The sequence below is a fragment of the Nocardia salmonicida NBRC 13393 genome (genome assembly GCF_001613085.1).
Taxonomy (GTDB): domain Bacteria; phylum Actinomycetota; class Actinomycetes; order Mycobacteriales; family Mycobacteriaceae; genus Nocardia; species Nocardia salmonicida.
The window spans coordinates 71,154-87,845 of the sequence record NZ_BDBR01000031.1 but is presented as its reverse complement, the minus strand read 5'-3'; the positions used below and the strand labels follow the sequence as shown (position 1 = coordinate 87,845).

Sequence of the window (16,692 nt, the reverse complement as noted above, 5' to 3'; positions counted from 1 at the left end):
CTCCAAAGGGACACAGATGAGTTCATCTCCCCCGTCGGCCCAAGAGCCCGCCGGCCCCGGCGCCGGGCAGGACGCACAGGCCGCCAAGGCGCGTAAGCAGCGCCGCGCCCGCCGTCGTATCGCGGGTGCTCTCGCGCTGATGATCGGCTTGGTCGGAGCCGGCTTCCTGGCTACCGCGCTCACCCCGCAGGCCCAGGTCGCGACCGCGCACGAGGACCAGTCCGCGCTCATTCGCGAGGGCAAGCAGCTCTACGAGACCTCGTGCGTCACGTGCCACGGCGCGAACCTGCAGGGTGTCGCCGATCGTGGTCCGAGCCTGATCGGTGTCGGCGAGGCCGCGGTCTACTTCCAGGTCTCCTCCGGTCGTATGCCGATGGCCGTCAACGGCGCCCAGGCGATCCGCAAGCCGGAGAAGTTCGACGCGCACCAGACCGATGCGATCGGCGCTTTCGTCGCCGCCAACGGTGGTGGACCTTCGGTGATCCGTGACGCCAACGGTGAGATCGCCCAGGAATCGCTGCGCGGCGACGACATCGCCCGTGGTTCGGAGCTGTTCCGTATGAACTGCGCCTCCTGCCACAACTTCACCGGTCGCGGTGGTGCGCTCTCCGGCGGTAAGTTCGCGCCGCCGCTGGCCGAGGCCAACGAGCAGCAGATCTACGACGCGATGATCACCGGCCCGCAGAACATGCCCAAGTTCTCCGACCGGCAGCTGACGCCGGAGGAGAAGCGCGACATCGTCGCCTACGTCAAGAACTCCGCGGAGGAGAAGTCGCCCGGCGGCTGGGACCTCGGCGGTTTCGGTCCGGCGACCGAAGGTTTGGCGATCTGGGTCATCGGCATCACCGCAGTGGTCGGCGCCGCGATGTGGATCGGATCCCGATCATGAGTGGACAGGAGCACAGCGACATGGGTCGCGAACCCACCGAAGACGAACTGGACGCGATGTCGCGTGACGAGCTGGTCGAGCTCGGCACCAATCGCGACGACGTCGATGTCGTCTACCGCAACGAGCGGTGGCCGGTGCCCGGCACCAAGGCCGAGAAGCGCGCCGAACGTGCGGTCACGTTCTGGTTCGCCGTCTCCGGTCTCGCCGCCGCCGCGCTCATCGGTGTCTTCCTGTTCTGGCCGTGGGAGTGGAAGGGCTACGGCGACGAGGGCCACAGCGCCTACTCGCTGTTCACCCCGCTCGTCGGCCTGACCTTCGGCATCTCGGTGCTGGTCATCGGTATCGCGGTGGTGCTGATCCGCAAGCGGTTCATCCCCGCGGAGATCTCGATCCAGCAGCGCCACGACGGCCCGTCGGACGAGGTCGAGCGGCGCACCCTGGCGGCCGAGCTGCAGGACGCGCTCGACACCTCCACCCTGGGTCGCCGCAAGATGATGCTCGGTACCGCGGGCGCCGGTGTCGGTGTGCTCGGTATCGGCGCGCTGCTGGTGTTCGTCGGCGGCATGGTGAAGAACCCGTGGGCCAAGCGCGACAAGTCGCCGCTGTGGGTCTCGGGCTGGACCCCGGACTACCCGGGTGAGACCGTCTACATCCGCCGCGACACCGGTCGCCCCGGCGACATCGTGCTGGTGCGCCCGGAAGACCTGGACGCCGGCTCGATGGAAACCGTGTTCCCGTGGAAAGAGAAGTGGCGCGGCGACGAGCACGCAACGCTCGAGTCGCTGCGCGGTATCCGCAACGCGGTCATGATGATCCGCCTGCGCACCGAAGACGCCGAGAAGGCGATCAAGCGTAAGGGGCAGGAGAGCTTCAACTTCGGCGACTACTTCGCCTACTCGAAGATCTGCACCCATCTCGGCTGCCCCACCTCGCTGTTCGAGCAGCAGACCAACCGGATCCTGTGCCCGTGCCACCAGTCGCAGTTCCTCGCGACCGAGTGGGCCAAGCCGGTCTTCGGTCCCGCCGCTCGCGCACTGCCTCAGCTGCCGATCACCGTCAACTCCGAGGGCTTCCTGGTCGCCGCGGGCGACTTCATCGAGCCGCTCGGCCCGGCCTTCTGGGAGCGTCGTTCATGAGCCAGGTAAACGAGATGGACGAGCGGTATCGCGCCGCCGCGTTCGTCAAGCGGTCGATCAACAAGGTCTTCCCGACCCACTGGTCGTTCCTGCTGGGTGAGATCGCGCTCTACGCGTTCATCATCCTGCTGCTGTCGGGTGTGTACCTGACGCTGTTCTTCGATCCGTCGATGACCCATGTGGTCTACGACGGCGCCTACCAGCCGCTGCGCGGCGTCGGCATGTCGCGGGCGTACGAGACCGCGCTCAACATCTCCTTCGAGGTGCGCGGCGGTCTGTTCGTCCGGCAGATCCACCACTGGGCGGCCCTGCTGTTCGCGGCGTCGATCATCATCCACCTGTTCCGCATCTTCTTCACCGGCGCGTTCCGCAAGCCGCGTGAGGCGAACTGGGTGATCGGCTCGCTGCTGCTGATCCTGGCGATGTTCGAAGGCTTCTTCGGCTACTCGCTGCCCGACGATCTGCTCTCCGGTACGGGTCTGCGCGCCGCGTTCTCGGGCATCACCATCGGTGTCCCGGTCGTGGGCACCTGGCTGCACTGGCTGATGTTCGGCGGCGACTTCCCCGGCGACATCATCATCCCGCGCCTCTACATCGCGCACGTGCTGCTGCTGCCCGGCATCATCCTGGCGCTGATCGGCGCGCACGTCGCGCTGGTCTGGTACCAGAAGCACACCCAGTTCCCCGGACCGGCCCGCACCGAGCACAACGTGGTCGGCGCGCGCATCATCCCGGTGTTCGCCGCCGATCAGGGCGCGTTCTTCGCGTTCACCCTCGGCATCGTCGGCATCATGGGCGGTGTCCTGCAGATCAACCCGATCTGGAACCTCGGTCCGTACAACCCGTCTCAGGTGTCGGCGGGTTCGCAGCCCGACTTCTACATGATGTGGACCGACGGTATGGCGCGTCTGATGCCGCCGTGGGAGATCTACCTGGGCAACTACACGATCCCGGCGGTGTTCTGGGTCGCGCTCATCATGGGTCTGGTGTTCACGCTGCTGATCGCCTACCCGTGGATCGAGAAGCGCCTCACCAACGACCACACGGCGCATCACAACCTGCTCCAGCGTCCGCGCGACGTGCCGGTGCGTACCGCGATCGGCGCCATGTCCATCGCGTTCTACGTGGTGCTCACGCTGTCGTGTGTCAACGACATCATCGCGCTGAAGTTCGACATCTCGCTGAACGCGACCACCTGGATCGGTCGTATCGGCGTGCTGCTGCTGCCGCCGATCGCGTACTTCATCACCTACCGGTTCTGCATCGGTCTGCAGCGCAGTGACCGGGCGGTGCTCGAGCACGGCATCGAAACCGGTGTGATCAAGCGTCTGCCGCACGGTGAGTACATCGAGGTGCACCAGCCGCTGGGCGGGGTCGACGCACACGGCCACGCCATCCCGCTGGAATACCAGGGCGCCCCGGTGCCCAAGAAGATGAACAAGCTGGGTTCGGCGGGCAAGCCGGGCACCGGTAGCTTCCTCAAGGCCGACCCCAAGGCCGAGGGCGACAGCTGGGCCGAGATCGAGGAGAACGAGGAGCACCGTATGCTCACCGTCCTCGCCGAGCAGCAGGCGATCGCCAACAACAGCGAGCCGTCCGGTCACTGACCGAACCGCACGAAGCACGAAGGCCCCGAGTCGAATTCGACTCGGGGCCTTCGCCTCGTCCTACAGCCGCGGGGTGCGCCGGTAGGTCTCGATGGCCTCGAACTTGGCCAGGTTGTGGCGGGCGTCGGCGAGGGCGTCGTGGGCGTCGTCGGGGATGGGCGGCAGGGCGGGGCTGCCGTTGACGGCCCAGTGCTGGCGCAGTTCGTTGGTGTAGCGCGGCATGCCCTTGGGCAGCGCGGTCATGTCGCCCCACAGTTGGCACAGCGCCACGTGGTCATACGCGCCGACCCAGGCCCACAGCTCGGGCTGCACACTCGGCCGGGGAAGGAAGAACTTAAACAGGTCGTCGCGGATCTGTTCCCTGGTGCGATACAGCGGCGACCCGGCACTCGGCAGCTTCGGCAGCACGTGCTTGCGCACCCACGGCCCTGCCCGCTTCGCATCGAATTCGGTGGACACCGCGTAATACTCGCGCCCGTCCTCACAGACGACGCCGATCGAGATCAGGTCGATCGTCGTGCCGTCCTCGATGAATTCCGAGTCGTAGAAATATCGCAGGGAGATCGCCTCTTCGTGTCGGTAGGTTGCTCGTGGGGTCCGACTCGACGCGGCGGGCGAGAGACCCACGACGGGTCGACGAAACCTTATGTCGGTACGTCGCGCGTACCGCGCACGGGTCGGCGGTGCCCGCTGTAGGTGCGCCAGATATACGCCAGTGGCTGGGGGCCGTATTCTTAACTGGTGACCTGGACCGTCGATGTACCCATTGACCGCCTGCCGGAACTGCCGCCGCTGCCCGACGACCTACGCGGTCGCCTCGACGCTGCGCTGGCCCGCCCGGCCCTGCAGCAGCCGTCGTGGGACGCCGACGAGGCCGCGACCATGCGCACCGTGCTCGAGAGCGTGCCGCCGATCTGCCTGCCCGCCGAGGTCGAGGACCTCAAGGCGCAGCTGGCCCAGGTGGCTCGCGGCGAGGCGTTCCTCATGCAGGGCGGTGACTGCGCGGAGACCTTCGCCGACAACACCGAACCCCACATCCGCGGCAATATCCGCACGCTGCTGCAGATGGCCGTGGTGCTCACCTACGGCGCGAGTATGCCGGTGGTGAAGGTGGCGCGGATCGCCGGGCAGTACGCCAAGCCGCGCTCGTCCGACACCGACGCGCTCGGCCTGACGTCCTACCGCGGTGACATGGTCAACTCCCTTGTCGCCGACGAGGCGCTGCGCCGCCACGACCCGTCACGCCTGGTCCGCGCCTACGCCAACGCCAGCGCCGCGATGAACCTGGTTCGCGCCCTGACCAGCGCGGGCACCGCCGACCTGCACCGCCTGCACGACTGGAACCGCGATTTCGTCGCCCAGTCGCCCGCGGGTGCGCGCTACGAGACCCTCGCCGAGGAGATCGACCGCGGACTGCGTTTCATGGCCGCCTGTCAGGTCAACGACCCGAGCCTGAAGACCGCGCGCATCTACGCCTCGCACGAGGCACTCGTCCTGGACTACGAGCGCGCCATGCTGCGGCTGAGCGAGTCCGAAACCGGTGAACCGCTGCTCTACGACCTGTCCGCGCACTTCCTGTGGATCGGTGAGCGCACCCGTCAGCTCGACGGCGCCCACATCGCGCTGGCCGAACTCCTCGCGAACCCGATCGGCCTCAAGATCGGGCCGACCACCACGCCGGATCTGGCTGTGGAATACGTCGAGCGGCTCGACCCGAACAACGAGCCGGGCCGGCTCACCCTGGTCGCGCGCATGGGCAACGGCAAGGTGCGCGATGTGCTGCCGCAGATCATCGAGAAGGTGCAGGCCACCGGCCACCAGGTGATCTGGCAGTGCGACCCGATGCACGGCAACACCCACGAGTCGTCCACCGGGTTCAAGACCCGCCACTTCGACCGCATCGTCGACGAGGTCCAGGGCTTCTTCGAGGTCCACCACGCCCTCGGCACCCACCCCGGTGGCCTGCACATCGAGCTGACCGGCGAGAACGTCACCGAGTGCCTCGGCGGCGCCCAGGACATCTCCGATCTCGACCTCAGCGGCCGCTACGAAACGGCCTGCGACCCGCGCCTGAACACCCAGCAGTCCCTGGAACTGTCGTTCCTGGTCGCGGAGATGCTGCGGTAATTTCGGAGCGCTGGCGCGCTCGAGTTCGCGGCCCTGCCGGTCCCAACTGGCTGGTAGTGCGGTCATGGCGGACTCGAGGTGTGCGGTCGGCGAGCCCGGGAGTGGTCAGCGAGGGCCGCGTCCGGGTTTTTCTTTGTCCTTCTCGGGATCCTTGCCCCTTCAAGGCAAGGCGGTGAGCGTCACGACGCTGCCCGCCTCCACGTTCGAGTTGAAACCCGGAACCTGGCCGATCACCAGCGAACTGTCGGAGTCGGTGAGGGATTTGACCTCTACTCGTAGACCGAGCTGTTGCAGCTTGGAACGGGCACTGCCGACGCTTTGACCCATCACATTGGGCACTTTCACCGCGTTCGACAGGATCAGTGTCACGGTGTCGCCCGATTGCAGGGTGGCGCCGACGGCGGGCTCGGTGGCGATGGCCTTGTCGCCCTCGATGCTCTTGTCGAACTGCACGCGCGTATCGCGAACGACCAGGCCCGCGGTGGTCAGCGCGCTGGCCGCCTCCTCGGCGGTCTTGCCACGCACATCGGGCACATTGACAGGCTGAGATCCCTTGCTGCGGTACACCTTCACCTGGCCGCCCATCGGCAGGATCGTACCCGGCGCGGGCTCTACCTTCGCCAGTGAGCCCTTCGGTGCGGTACTGGCCGCTTCACCGGCGTCGATCGGTTGCAGACCGCCGTCGCGGATCGCCTGGTTGACGGCGCTGATCTGATCGCCCGCCTTGATATCGGGCACCCGCGGTTTGCCGTTCGAGATCAGCACCGCGATCGTGGAACTCTTGGTCACCCGCGACCCGGCCGACGGATCGGTGCCGACAACCCCGCCCACCGGAATGGTGTCGGAAGCTTTCTGCCGAAGCTCTGTGTCGAAACCGGCCTCTTGCAGCACGGCGACGGCCCGTTCGGAGTCCATGCCCGCGATCGGGGGCACCGAGCTGTAACGGCCGACCCCGAGCCACCAGCCGCCGATGCCGACCAACAGGGTCAGCGCGGTGACGATGCCGACCCACACCAAGCCTGTTCGGCGAGCATGGCTGTCGCCGGTGCCGAACGCGGTCGCCGCCGGTGCGGGGGCGTACTCCTCCGGCCGCGGGCGCGGCGCGGTCACCACCCTGGTGTGGTGCGGCTCCGGTGCGGGGGAATGGTGCGCGGCCAGCGGCGGCGGGGTGATCGGGCGCTCGCCGGGATGATGCGCGGCGCCGGTCTGATAGCTCTCGCTGAGATGTTCGGCCGAATCCCGGGGTGCGGGCACCCGATACGGCGGCAGGTTCAGCTCCATCGCGATCGACTGCAGTTTCGCCGCCATCTCGTTGGCGTCGGCGAAGCGTTGCGCGGGGTCGCGGGAGGTCGCCTTGGCGACGAGTGCGTCGAATTCGGGCGGCACCCCACCGATGAAGTTGCTCGGCGCGGGCACGTCGTTCTCGACCCGCTGATACGCCACCGACAGCGAGTTGTCGCCGGTGAACGGCACCCGCCCGGTGAGCAGTTCGAAGATCAGGACGCCGAAGGAGTACACATCACTGCGGGCGTCCGCGGTGCCGGTGGTGACCTGCTCGGGGGAGAGGTAGGCGGCCGTGCCGAGGATCACGCTCGCGGAGGTGGTATTGGCCGCGGCCACGGCGCGGACCAGGCCGAAGTCGGCGATCTTCACCTCGCCCGCGTCGGAGATCAGCACGTTCTCCGGCTTCACGTCGCGGTGAACCAGGCCGGCGTCGTGGGCGGTGCCGATCGCGCGCAGCACCGGCTCGGCCACGGCCCGCACGGCGTGTGGCGGCATCGGCCCGCGTTCGCGCAGGAGCTCACGTAGCGTGCCGCCCTCGACCAATTCCATGATCAGGAACGGGTATTCGCCGTCGACACCCTGGTCGTAGACCGCGACAAGTGACGCGTGCTTGAGTTTGGCCACCGCGCGCGCCTCGAACTCGAAGCGGCTCAGGAACTGCGGGTCGCCGGCGAACTTCGGGTCCATCACCTTGATCGCGACGGGGCGATCGAGCCGGGTGTCGGTCCCGCGGAAGACCATCGACATCCCGCCACGAGCGATCGGCGCATCGATGCGATAGCGCCCTTCCAGCATCTGGCCGATCAAGTGATGTCCTCCGGCATTCAACCGGCCGCCGTGTGCGGCCACCACGATGGTAACCGGGTGGTGTGGGCATGCCAGACGATGCGTGTGTGCCGACACGTACTACCGTTGTGTGGGTGAGTGCCTTCCCCTGCAGCGACGACGTGCTGCCCGACACCGAAACCATCGTCTCGCTCCCCGAGGCGGCCGACATACTCGGTGTCCCGGTCACCTCGGTGCACCAACTGCTGCGTGACCACCAGATCCTGGCGATCCGCCGCAACGGCATCCCCGGCATTCCCTCCCGCTTCTTCGACTCCGAAGACGAGATCGTCCGCATGCTCCCCGGCGTGATCACCGTGATGCGTGACGGCAAGTACAGCAACGAGGACATCCTCGAGTGGCTCTATACCGATGACCCCTCCCTCCCTGGCCGCCCCGTCGACGCCCTCCACGGCCACCTGGCACGCGAGGTAGTCCGCCGCGCCCACGCCGAACCCTTCTGATCGTCAGACCGGATCGAACGGGTTCACCAGGGCGGCACCGGAACCCTTGAAGTGCTTGGTATTTCGGGTCGCCACGGTGTGCCCGTGTGTCAATGCCGTTGCCGCGATCAGACCGTCGCTGACGTCGACGGTGGCGGGGATGAGCGCCCATCGATGGATGACGGGGACATCGACAGCCAGAATGCGTTGCGTATAGCTGCCCTCGATCTCGTCGACGGCAGCCTCGATCCGATCCGCGCGGGCGCTCTCCCGCCGCGCGCGTAGGAGAGCGACGCCACGACGGAGTTCGCCGACGGTGATCACGCTCAACCACAACTCGTTGGTGCGGTTACGCGCGAACCAGTCGAGAACCGCGGGGTGCGGTGCCCGCCGCATCAGTTCCGAGACGACGTTGGTGTCGATGAGGAAACTCACGGCAGTTCGGTGAAGTCGACTTCGCGAGGCAGCGACCGCGCCCGCTCGGCTTCTACTTCGTCGATGACGTCGGCGGTCTCGTCGTCGAGCCCACCGAAAGTCACCAGTAATCGATCGACGAAGCTGATATCCGGCCTGGTCAGTCGCCGATATTCCGCGATGTCGATGACAACAGCGACCTCGTCGCCGTGGCGAGTGATGGTCTGGGGGCCCTCGGCCTCGACCGCGCGCAGCACTTCAGAAAATCGCTGTTTGGCTTCTTGTACCTGCCACCGCATAGCGCACCACCCCTGATCGGCTCCTATCTGGACAGACTAGACAGAATTCGGCCCGATGTCGATGGACGACTGGTTTGCGATGCTGGTCCGGCGATCAGCGGTGGCCAGTGGGGTGGTCAAGCCTTTGGCGGCGACCAGGATTCGGCGACGGTGGGGGACCGTGGCGCGGCTCGTGAAGACCTGGTAGTCGGCTGCTTCGATGCGGTCGAGGATCTCGGCGTAGAGGGTGGCCGCGGTGGCGATCGCCGGGCGGACCCGGGGGGCGAGCAGGGCGATGCCGGGCACGGCTCGCCGATAGATGCCGCGGTTGACGGCGATCAGGTGAGCCAGCGCGCGTCGCAGGGGTGCGTCGGTATGGCCACGATGGTGGCAGGCGCGCAGGTGGGCTTCGTCCACGCCGAAGGCCCGCAGTTCGTCGGTGGGCAGGTAGATGCGATCGCGGTCGAGGTCCTCGGCGACGTCGCGCAGGAAATTGGTGAGCTGGAAGGCCTCGCCGAGGGCGGCGGCCGCGGGTTCGGCCTCGGTGACGGGGACGACGGTGCCGAGGACCGGCAGCAGTTGCAGGCCGATAGCGGCAGCGGATCCGCGCATGTACTCGCGGAGCTCGCTCATCGTGGCGTAGCGGGTGCGGTGGGTGGCCGTGCCGGGGACGTCCATGCGCATGGCGTCGAGGAACGTCCAGATGTGACTGTGCGCGATGTCGTAGCGGGCGATGGTGTCGGCGGCCGCGGTGACGATCTGGCGTCGGCGCGCGTCGGCGGTGACGACGTCACGGTGCTCGAGGGCTGTGCGCAGCTGTCTCTCGACGAGGTCGAGATGCGCGCCGGGGGAGACGTCGACGACCTGCCGTGCGCCGTCGCGCGGGTCGAGGACACGGGCGGGGTCGTCGGCGTGGTCGACGATGTCATCGACCATTCGCGCGAACGCGTACAGCGCGTGCACGGCCCGCCGACGCTCCGGCGAGAGCAGCGTGGTCGCCAGGTAGTACGTGCGCCCGTGCTCGGCGGCGATCCGCCGACAACTCGCATAGGCGGCGTCGAGATCGCCGCTGGGCGGCAGGGCATCGGGAAGTACCGAGTGCGCGATCATGCCTGGCGCTCCCGCGCACCACTCATGCCCGGACGGGCGGCGCCGGTTTGCCGGCCACAGCCTTCGACGTGGCCGAACGCAGACGCAGCGGATCAACGGTCCGCAGCGACACCGCCGCGACCACGGCGGCGAACGTCGCCAGCGCTACGTGCCAGAAGTTGTAGAGCCCGATCGACCCGTCCGGCTGGAACACCAGCATCAACCATGTGCAGATCCCCACCAGCCACATCAACGTCGTGGTCGACAGGGCGAACGCGGCGGCCAGCGCCAACGGCCACGAGTAGTACCAGGGCAGCGCGGCGGGAGAGAGCAGCACGATCGCGACGAAGGCGATGATGATGCCCATCACGGCCTCGCGTTCGCTGTGGCGGAACCGCCACCACGTCGCGACGAGCAACACCACCATGGCGATCTGGCACAGGGGACGGGTCACTTGCAGTACCGCGTCGCGATCCAGCGGGGTCACCCAGGTGACCATGTGCGCGAGAATCGTCGGTAACGAAAGCCAGTTGATGATCTTGTTCGAACCCTGCAACGCGGTGACCCAGCCGAAGCCGACCCCCGCGATCACCGACGCCGCGCCGAATACCAGCGCGAATACGCCCACGCCGATTCCGGCGATCTTGGCGAAGACGAGCAGTGGGTGCGGCATATCCGGGGACGGTCTGGCAGCGTCGGGGTGTTTCTGCTCTTCGGCGAGCGCGGCATCGGAATCCACTACGGCTCGACGCTCGGCGGCTCGTCGTTCCTTCTCGTGCAGAATCCAGATCCACACCAGGAACGGCAACGCCACCCCGGCAGTCGCCTTGATCGCGACGCCGATGGCGACCACCACGATGCCCGCCACATGGTGGCGTTCGAGCACGAGCGCGACGCCCGCACACATCAGCCCGACCATCAGCATCTCGTTGTGCACGCCGCCGATCAGGTGCACCAGCACCAGGGGATTGAGCACCGCCAACCACAGCGCCACCGTCGGCTTACCGCCGAGATGCTTGGTCAGATACGGCACGGCCCACATCATCAGCGCCAGGCCGGGCAGCATCGCGAAGCGCAGGGCGATGGTCCCGGCGATCACATTGTCGCCGGTGATCGAGGTGATCGCGCGGCCGATGAGTAGGAACACCGGCCCGTAGGGCGCGGTGGTGGTGGTCCAGACCGTGCTCACGTTGTCCAGCAGCACACCCGGATTGGCGACGGGCCCTACCTGATAGGGGTCGAAACCGTCGCGGAGCAGCGCGCCCTGGGCAAGGTAGGAGTACACATCGCGGCTGAACATCGGCGCCGCGAACAGCAGTGGCGTGATCCAGATTCCGACGATCGCCCGCAACTCGTTGAGGGTGACCGTCGATTCGCCTTTGCTGCTGGTGATCCGGCCGAGTCGAACCCACGCCGTGATCATCATCAACACACCGATCCAGATCAGGATCGACGACAACGCGTACCCGTGGCCGAACCGGAGCCAGGACAGGTGCAGCGCCTCGAGCAGCGGGTCGCGTTTGCGGACAGCGCCCGCGCCGAAGCCGCCGAAGGTGATCATGGCCGCGCCGAAGAATCCCATGATGGCCGCGTGGCCTTCGGGGCTCCTGGCGAACTCACCTGCGGTGCGCAGCCATGTCCGAACGCCCGGGTCGGTTCGAGCGGGTAGGTGGCGCTGGCGCTCGAGTGTGCGCGTGTTGTCCATTGTGCCTACGGTCGTCTCGGAGGGCGGCATGTTCGGTCGGTCCCCCCGGATGGTCGGCGGTCGCAACCGCGAGCTGATAAGTCGGCCGTCAGTTTACGGCTTCAAGTGGGAACACTAACCCGGTGGTCGGTACCGGCGTGTGCCCGGCTGCCGGTGATTCGTGCCGCAGCCAGCTTGCCCGACAGCAGCGTGGTGGGCACACCCACCCCCGGAGTGGTGCCGCAACCTGCGAGAACGACGTTGTCCACACCCCTTGGCAGATTGCGTGGCCGGAACGGGCCGGTTTGCCGGAACAGGTGCGCGATCGAGAACGGCGTGCCGGCGATCATGCCCTGGGCGGCCCAGGTGGCAGGTGTGTCGAGGTGGTCGACGCGGAAATGCTCGGTGATCCCGGTGTAGCCGCGCTGCTCCAGGACCGCGAGCAGTTCGCGCAGATAGGCCGGGCCGAGGCGGTCCCAGTCGAGCGGGGCGGCGGTCAGGTTGGGGCAGGGTGCGAGCACCGACAGCGGTTCGAAGCGGCCGGTCGCCCGGTCGACGAACTGGGCGGCGTCGGTCAGCGCGGGCCGCGTGAGCAGCAATGAAGGATCGCTCATGAGTCGGCCGCGACCCTCGCGCGCGGCGATCTCGGCGAAGGTCTGTGCCCAGGCGGCGCCGAACTCGATGGTGTGGTGCGCCTGCACGGGCCAGGTCGCGGCGATCTCGGCGGGAATGGTGCCGTGGGCGACCACCGCTGACGGCGAAGCGCGCAGGCCGCGGCGATGACGCAGGCCGAATCGAGGCAATGAGCCGATGTCGGCGGTGAGGACCACCGCGTCGCAAGGATAGGTGCCGCCGTCTGTCGTGCGAACGGCTTCGGCACGTCGGCCACCGGTGCTCGCGATCCGATCGGTGCGCGTCCCGTAGTCGATGCCGTCGACCTCGGCGTTCAGAACGAGCTGACCACCCGCGGCGGTGAAGGCCTCGGCGAGCGCGGCCGTGATCGCGCGCATCCCCCCTTCGGGGAAGTAGACCCCGAGGCAGGTATCCATGTTCGGGATCGCGCCGTAGACCGCCAGCGCGTCATCCGGGGACATGCCCGCGTACAGAGCTTGGAAGGTGAACAGCCTGGTCAGCCGCTCGTCGCGCAGGTAGGACCGCACGCGAGGCCCCAGCTTGCCGAACCCGCCGAGCTTGGCGAGCGCGACCAACGCGGCCCTGGCGCGCGGCGTGCGCACCATATCGAGCGGCGAATCGAAATCGGCGTTCATGAACTCGTCGAACTCGGCGTCGTAGACGCGACCGAGCCAGTCGCGCAGTCGCCGGTAGTTGCGCGCTTCGGCGGGCCCGCAAGCGCTTTCGACCTCGGCGGCCATCTGGTCGGCATCGTCGAAGACGCGGATGGCGCTACCGTCGGCGAAGCGTGCGTGATAGGCGGGGGTGAGACGGTGGATGCGCAGGTCGACGCTGTCCCTGGTGTGCCCAACGGCGGCCAGTGCGTCGTCGATCACCGAGGGCAGGGTGAGTACCGTTGCGCCGCTGTCGATCTCGTAGTCGTCGAACCGGTATCGACCCACCCGCCCGCCCGGATGATCGGCCCGCTCCAGCACCGTCACCTGATGGCCCGCGCCCCGCAGATGCAGCGCGGCTGCAAGACCTGCCAGCCCGGCTCCGACTACGACGACATGATTCACTTGTCCCACAACACTTTTCCTATCAGGCTGCGCGGCGAGTAGCGGCCAACGCCATGGCGTGGAGCAACTGCTTGGCTTCCAGCGTCGCGGAACTGGTCGCGATCGCGGCGAGCCCGGTCTCGGTGAGCTCGCCGATCCGCCGCTCCACCTCGTCGACCGCGCCGAGGTCGGTGAGCACCGTGCGCAGCTGATCGACGGCGGCATCGTCGAGGTCGGTGCCGAGGCCCGTGCGGATCAGGTCCGCGGATGCCGGGTCGGCCCGGCGCAGCGCTTCGGCGATCAGTACGGTCCGCTTGCCTTCCCGCAGGTCGTCGCCCGACGGCTTGCCGGTCACCACTGGGTCGCCGAACACGCCCAGTAAGTCGTCACGCAGCTGAAACGCGATCCCCACGTCGGTCCCGTAGGTCCGCAGCGCGTCCACCAGCGCTTCGTCGGCGCCCGCGAGCGCCGCACCCAGGTGCAACGGCCGTTCGATCGTGTACGCGGCGGTCTTGTACCGGTTGATCCGCAAGGCGGCCTCGACCGATTCGTCGCCACCGGCCTCGCCGTTGATGTCGAGGAGCTGCCCACCCAGCACCTCGGTCCGCATCCGCGCCCACACCGGTGCGAACCGGGCCAGCGCGTGTGGGTTCAACCCGGCTTCGTTGACCAGATCATCTGCCCAGGCCAGCGCGAGATCGCCGATCAGAATCGCGACGGCCGAGCCGTAGGCGGCGCCGTCGCCGGGCCAGCCCGCCGCCTCGTGCCGATCCTCGAAGTCGATGTGCACGGTCGGGAACCCGCGCCGCGTCCGCGAGGAGTCGATGATGTCGTCGTGCACGAGCGCGCACGCCTGAACTAATTCCAGCGCCGAACAGGCGGTGAGTACCGCGGCGGCGTCGGGCCCCGCGGGGTCGCCACCGGCGCCCAGCCACCCGGTCCACGCGAACCCCGGCCGCGTCCGTTTGCCGCCACGGACAACGAACTGTTCCAGCGCCTCGACGGCATCGATGAAGACGGGTCCCAGCGGCTCGACGATCTCACGCCGGGTGGCGAAGAAACTGGTCAGCACCTGTTCGACAGCGGCGACGAAGGCCGGTGTTCCCGGTGTCAGCGCGACGAGATCGACCGAGGTCAGAGCGTCGGCGGCGGACCGGGAGAGCGGGGTACCGATTCCGGCGGACAGGGCGGCCTCCAGGGGCGAAGTGGGCGAACAGCGGGACCGGTTGGGCACTCGGTGGTGCGGTCACCAGCGTTGTGTCGAACGATACGCGGGCGGGCTCGGCGGGCTCCCGGCGCACAGCGCCGCTGCGACGCAGCCCACACCCGGCGTTTCGGTGGGTTCTGTCGCGGCGGCTCGTCCATCGGACTTGACACAATGCCCGGTGTTCGGTGGCCGGATTCCCAGTCGGTGCCGGAGCGTCATCGCTTCCCACTAGACTGAGCCGGTGGATTTCGACAATGGACGGGGAAGTTCGACCCCAGATCGACCCGCCCAGCGGCCGTCGATCGTCTCGAACACCCCCTCGGTGGTGCAGAGTCTGCGCACTCACTCGGGCAGTAATGTGCCCTTCTCCGTGGAGTTCAACCCCCCGCGTGACGCGGCGGGCGAGGCTCGGCTCTGGCGTGCGGTCCGCGAGTTCGAACGCATGCATCCCGCCTTCGTGTCGATGACCTACGGCGCGGGCGGCTCCACGCGCGACCGCACCGTGCGCATCACCGGTGCCCTCGCGCAGGAAACCACGCTGCTCCCGGTCGCCCACCTCACCGCGGTCGGCCACAGCATCGCCGAACTGCGCTCCCTGATCGGCTCCTACGCCGACTCGGGCATCTGCAACGTCCTGGTCCTGCGCGGCGACCCGCCCGGCGACCCACTGGGTGAATGGGCCAAGCACCCCGGCGGTGTCGAATACGCCGAGGAACTGGTTCGCATCGTGCGCGACCTCGGCGATTTCCACGTCGGCGTCGCCTCGTTCCCCCAGGGTCACCACCGCTCGCCCGACCTCGACCACGACACACGCCACCTGGCCGCGAAACTCCGTGCGGGAGCGGAGTATTCGATCACCCAGATGTTCTTCGACGTCGAGCACTACCTGCGCCTGCGCGACCGCGTGATCGCGTTGGACCCCATCGAGGGCGCCAAGCCGATCATCCCCGAGCTGATGCCCATCACCTCCCTGCGCACCGTCGCCCGCGCCGAAGAACTCAGCGGCCGCCCCGTCCCCGCCGACGTCGTAGCCCGCCTCACCCGCGCGGCAGGCACCGGCCCGGAGGAAGACCGCGCCGCGGTCCGCGCCGAAGGCATCCAAATAGCCACCGAAATGGCCCAACGCCTCACCGACGAAGGCGCCCCCTGCCTCCATTTCATCACCCTGAACTTCGCCAAAGCCACCAGCGAAGTCCTCACCAACCTCGGCTACGGCGTAACCGCCGCCCCGCTCAGCGCGTAGGAGCAGCGCTCACCGCGTGACGGCGAGGTCGTTCCAGGTTCGTTCCCAGCTGCGGGTCATCGCGGGGTAGACGATGCCGTAGCGGAAGGGCTTGATCAGGGCCAAGTAGAGGCGGCCGAACCGGCCGCTGGGCTTCACCAGGACGGCCATTTGCAGGTGGTAGCCGGTGGGGTCGGGGACCCAGCCGAGGTGCATGATGCCGTGCATCGTGCCGTTGGCGATTTCGGCGGCGTATTCGGTGTCGAGGACGTAGAGGGCGGTGAGGGGGCTGTCGTCGGCGGGGACGCCGGTGTCGCGGAGGTCGGCGGGGAGGCGGTCGCGGAGGGAGGCGACTCGGATGCCGGTGCCCGAGTCTTCGCGGTCCCAGCCGAACAGTTCCCCCAGCTTCCAGCGGATCTCGAACAGCAGGCCGCCGGCGCCGGTGGACTCGGCGGCGCGTTCGGCCTGGAGGGCGGCCAGTAGGGCAGGGAAGTCGTCGGGACCGCCGCCTGGAGTGCGGAACTGCCAGATGTCCTCGACGTCGAAGTCGGGGGCGATCTCGTGGATGCGCCAGGGTTGGCCGGTGTGGGCCGATTCGGGTAGTCGCATAACGGAACCTCCATGTGTACGGCTGCGTATAACTCGAGAATACCGCTGATATACGCCTACGTATAGGAGGTGGAAGTGTGACGGATGCGGGCTTGACGAGCACGACGCGATCCCGGCCGAATACGAGCCCGCTCAGCTCGCGGAGTTCGAGCGTTTGCTCGGTCGATTGTGAACGGCGACGGACAGACGACATGAGGGCGCCCCGTCG

Annotated in this window: 15 protein-coding genes; 6 read left to right on the top strand and 9 right to left on the bottom strand. The window is 67.8% G+C overall.

Annotated features, from left to right (window positions below; translation table 11 throughout):
• Positions 1-16: 16 nt before the first annotated feature.
• Genes qcrC through qcrB form a run of 3 tightly spaced genes read left to right on the top strand, consistent with a single transcriptional unit; the run spans position 17 to position 3,632 of the window.
• On the top strand, positions 17-889 hold the full coding sequence (qcrC, locus tag NS1_RS26205; protein ID WP_169812834.1) for a cytochrome bc1 complex diheme cytochrome c subunit: 873 nt from the start codon (positions 17-19) through the stop codon (positions 887-889).
• On the top strand, positions 886-2,025 hold the full coding sequence (gene qcrA / locus NS1_RS26200) for a cytochrome bc1 complex Rieske iron-sulfur subunit (RefSeq protein ID WP_062988758.1): 1,140 nt from the start codon (positions 886-888) through the stop codon (positions 2,023-2,025). The genes qcrC and qcrA overlap by 4 nt, the downstream gene beginning before the upstream one ends.
• Entirely contained in the window at positions 2,022-3,632 is a 1,611-nt protein-coding gene (gene qcrB, locus NS1_RS26195; protein ID WP_062988654.1) for a cytochrome bc1 complex cytochrome b subunit, read from the top strand. Before qcrA ends, qcrB begins: the two co-directional genes overlap by 4 nt.
• A gap of 60 nt (positions 3,633-3,692) precedes the next feature.
• Here qcrB and NS1_RS26190 read toward each other — a convergent pair whose 3' ends face one another.
• Positions 3,693-4,190, bottom strand: coding sequence for a polyadenylate-specific 3'-exoribonuclease AS (locus NS1_RS26190; protein WP_056816848.1), 498 nt, complete (start codon positions 4,188-4,190; stop codon positions 3,693-3,695).
• A 183-nt stretch (positions 4,191-4,373) separates the two neighbouring features.
• On the opposite strand from NS1_RS26190, the gene NS1_RS26185 reads away from it, so the two are divergent.
• Complete coding sequence (locus NS1_RS26185) at positions 4,374-5,759, top strand: class II 3-deoxy-7-phosphoheptulonate synthase (protein WP_056816537.1); 1,386 nt, start codon at positions 4,374-4,376, stop codon at positions 5,757-5,759.
• Positions 5,760-5,918: 159 nt separating this feature from the next.
• Here NS1_RS26185 and pknB read toward each other — a convergent pair whose 3' ends face one another.
• Positions 5,919-7,838 carry a Stk1 family PASTA domain-containing Ser/Thr kinase gene (gene pknB, locus NS1_RS26180; RefSeq protein WP_062988753.1) on the bottom strand — a complete coding sequence of 640 codons (1,920 nt, stop codon included), beginning with the start codon at positions 7,836-7,838 and terminating at the stop codon, positions 5,919-5,921.
• Between the two features lie 125 nt (positions 7,839-7,963).
• Here pknB and NS1_RS26175 point away from each other — a divergent pair, with 125 nt between their 5' ends.
• On the top strand, positions 7,964-8,332 hold the full coding sequence (locus NS1_RS26175) for an Rv2175c family DNA-binding protein (RefSeq protein WP_062988752.1): 369 nt from the start codon (positions 7,964-7,966) through the stop codon (positions 8,330-8,332).
• A gap of 3 nt (positions 8,333-8,335) precedes the next feature.
• Here NS1_RS26175 and NS1_RS26170 read toward each other — a convergent pair whose 3' ends face one another.
• The 6 genes from NS1_RS26170 to NS1_RS26145 all read right to left on the bottom strand — a co-directional run bounded on the left by NS1_RS26170 (position 8,336) and on the right by NS1_RS26145 (position 14,644).
• Positions 8,336-8,746 (bottom strand): type II toxin-antitoxin system VapC family toxin, encoded by a 411-nt coding sequence (locus NS1_RS26170; protein ID WP_062988652.1) that lies wholly within the window; start codon positions 8,744-8,746, stop codon positions 8,336-8,338.
• Positions 8,743-9,024 (bottom strand): type II toxin-antitoxin system Phd/YefM family antitoxin, encoded by a 282-nt coding sequence (locus NS1_RS26165; protein ID WP_062988650.1) that lies wholly within the window; start codon positions 9,022-9,024, stop codon positions 8,743-8,745. The genes NS1_RS26170 and NS1_RS26165 overlap by 4 nt, the downstream gene beginning before the upstream one ends.
• A gap of 36 nt (positions 9,025-9,060) precedes the next feature.
• Positions 9,061-10,113, bottom strand: a complete 1,053-nt coding sequence (locus NS1_RS26160; protein ID WP_084504434.1) for a phytoene/squalene synthase family protein — start codon at positions 10,111-10,113, stop codon at positions 9,061-9,063.
• Positions 10,114-10,135: 22 nt separating this feature from the next.
• Positions 10,136-11,797, bottom strand: coding sequence for an alpha-(1->6)-mannopyranosyltransferase A (locus NS1_RS26155; RefSeq protein WP_062988648.1), 1,662 nt, complete (start codon positions 11,795-11,797; stop codon positions 10,136-10,138).
• Positions 11,798-11,898: 101 nt separating this feature from the next.
• Positions 11,899-13,476 carry a phytoene desaturase family protein gene (gene crtI, locus NS1_RS26150; RefSeq protein WP_062988646.1) on the bottom strand — a complete coding sequence of 526 codons (1,578 nt, stop codon included), beginning with the start codon at positions 13,474-13,476 and terminating at the stop codon, positions 11,899-11,901.
• A gap of 13 nt (positions 13,477-13,489) precedes the next feature.
• Positions 13,490-14,644: a polyprenyl synthetase family protein gene (locus tag NS1_RS26145; RefSeq protein ID WP_084504451.1), complete on the bottom strand. Its 1,155-nt coding sequence runs from the start codon at positions 14,642-14,644 to the stop codon at positions 13,490-13,492.
• A gap of 250 nt (positions 14,645-14,894) precedes the next feature.
• Here NS1_RS26145 and NS1_RS26140 point away from each other — a divergent pair, with 250 nt between their 5' ends.
• Positions 14,895-15,896, top strand: a complete 1,002-nt coding sequence (locus tag NS1_RS26140) for a methylenetetrahydrofolate reductase (RefSeq protein ID WP_373864363.1) — start codon at positions 14,895-14,897, stop codon at positions 15,894-15,896.
• Between the two features lie 9 nt (positions 15,897-15,905).
• Here NS1_RS26140 and NS1_RS26135 read toward each other — a convergent pair whose 3' ends face one another.
• Positions 15,906-16,484, bottom strand: coding sequence for a DUF2867 domain-containing protein (locus NS1_RS26135; protein WP_062988644.1), 579 nt, complete (start codon positions 16,482-16,484; stop codon positions 15,906-15,908).
• Between the last annotated feature and the right edge of the window lie 208 nt (positions 16,485-16,692).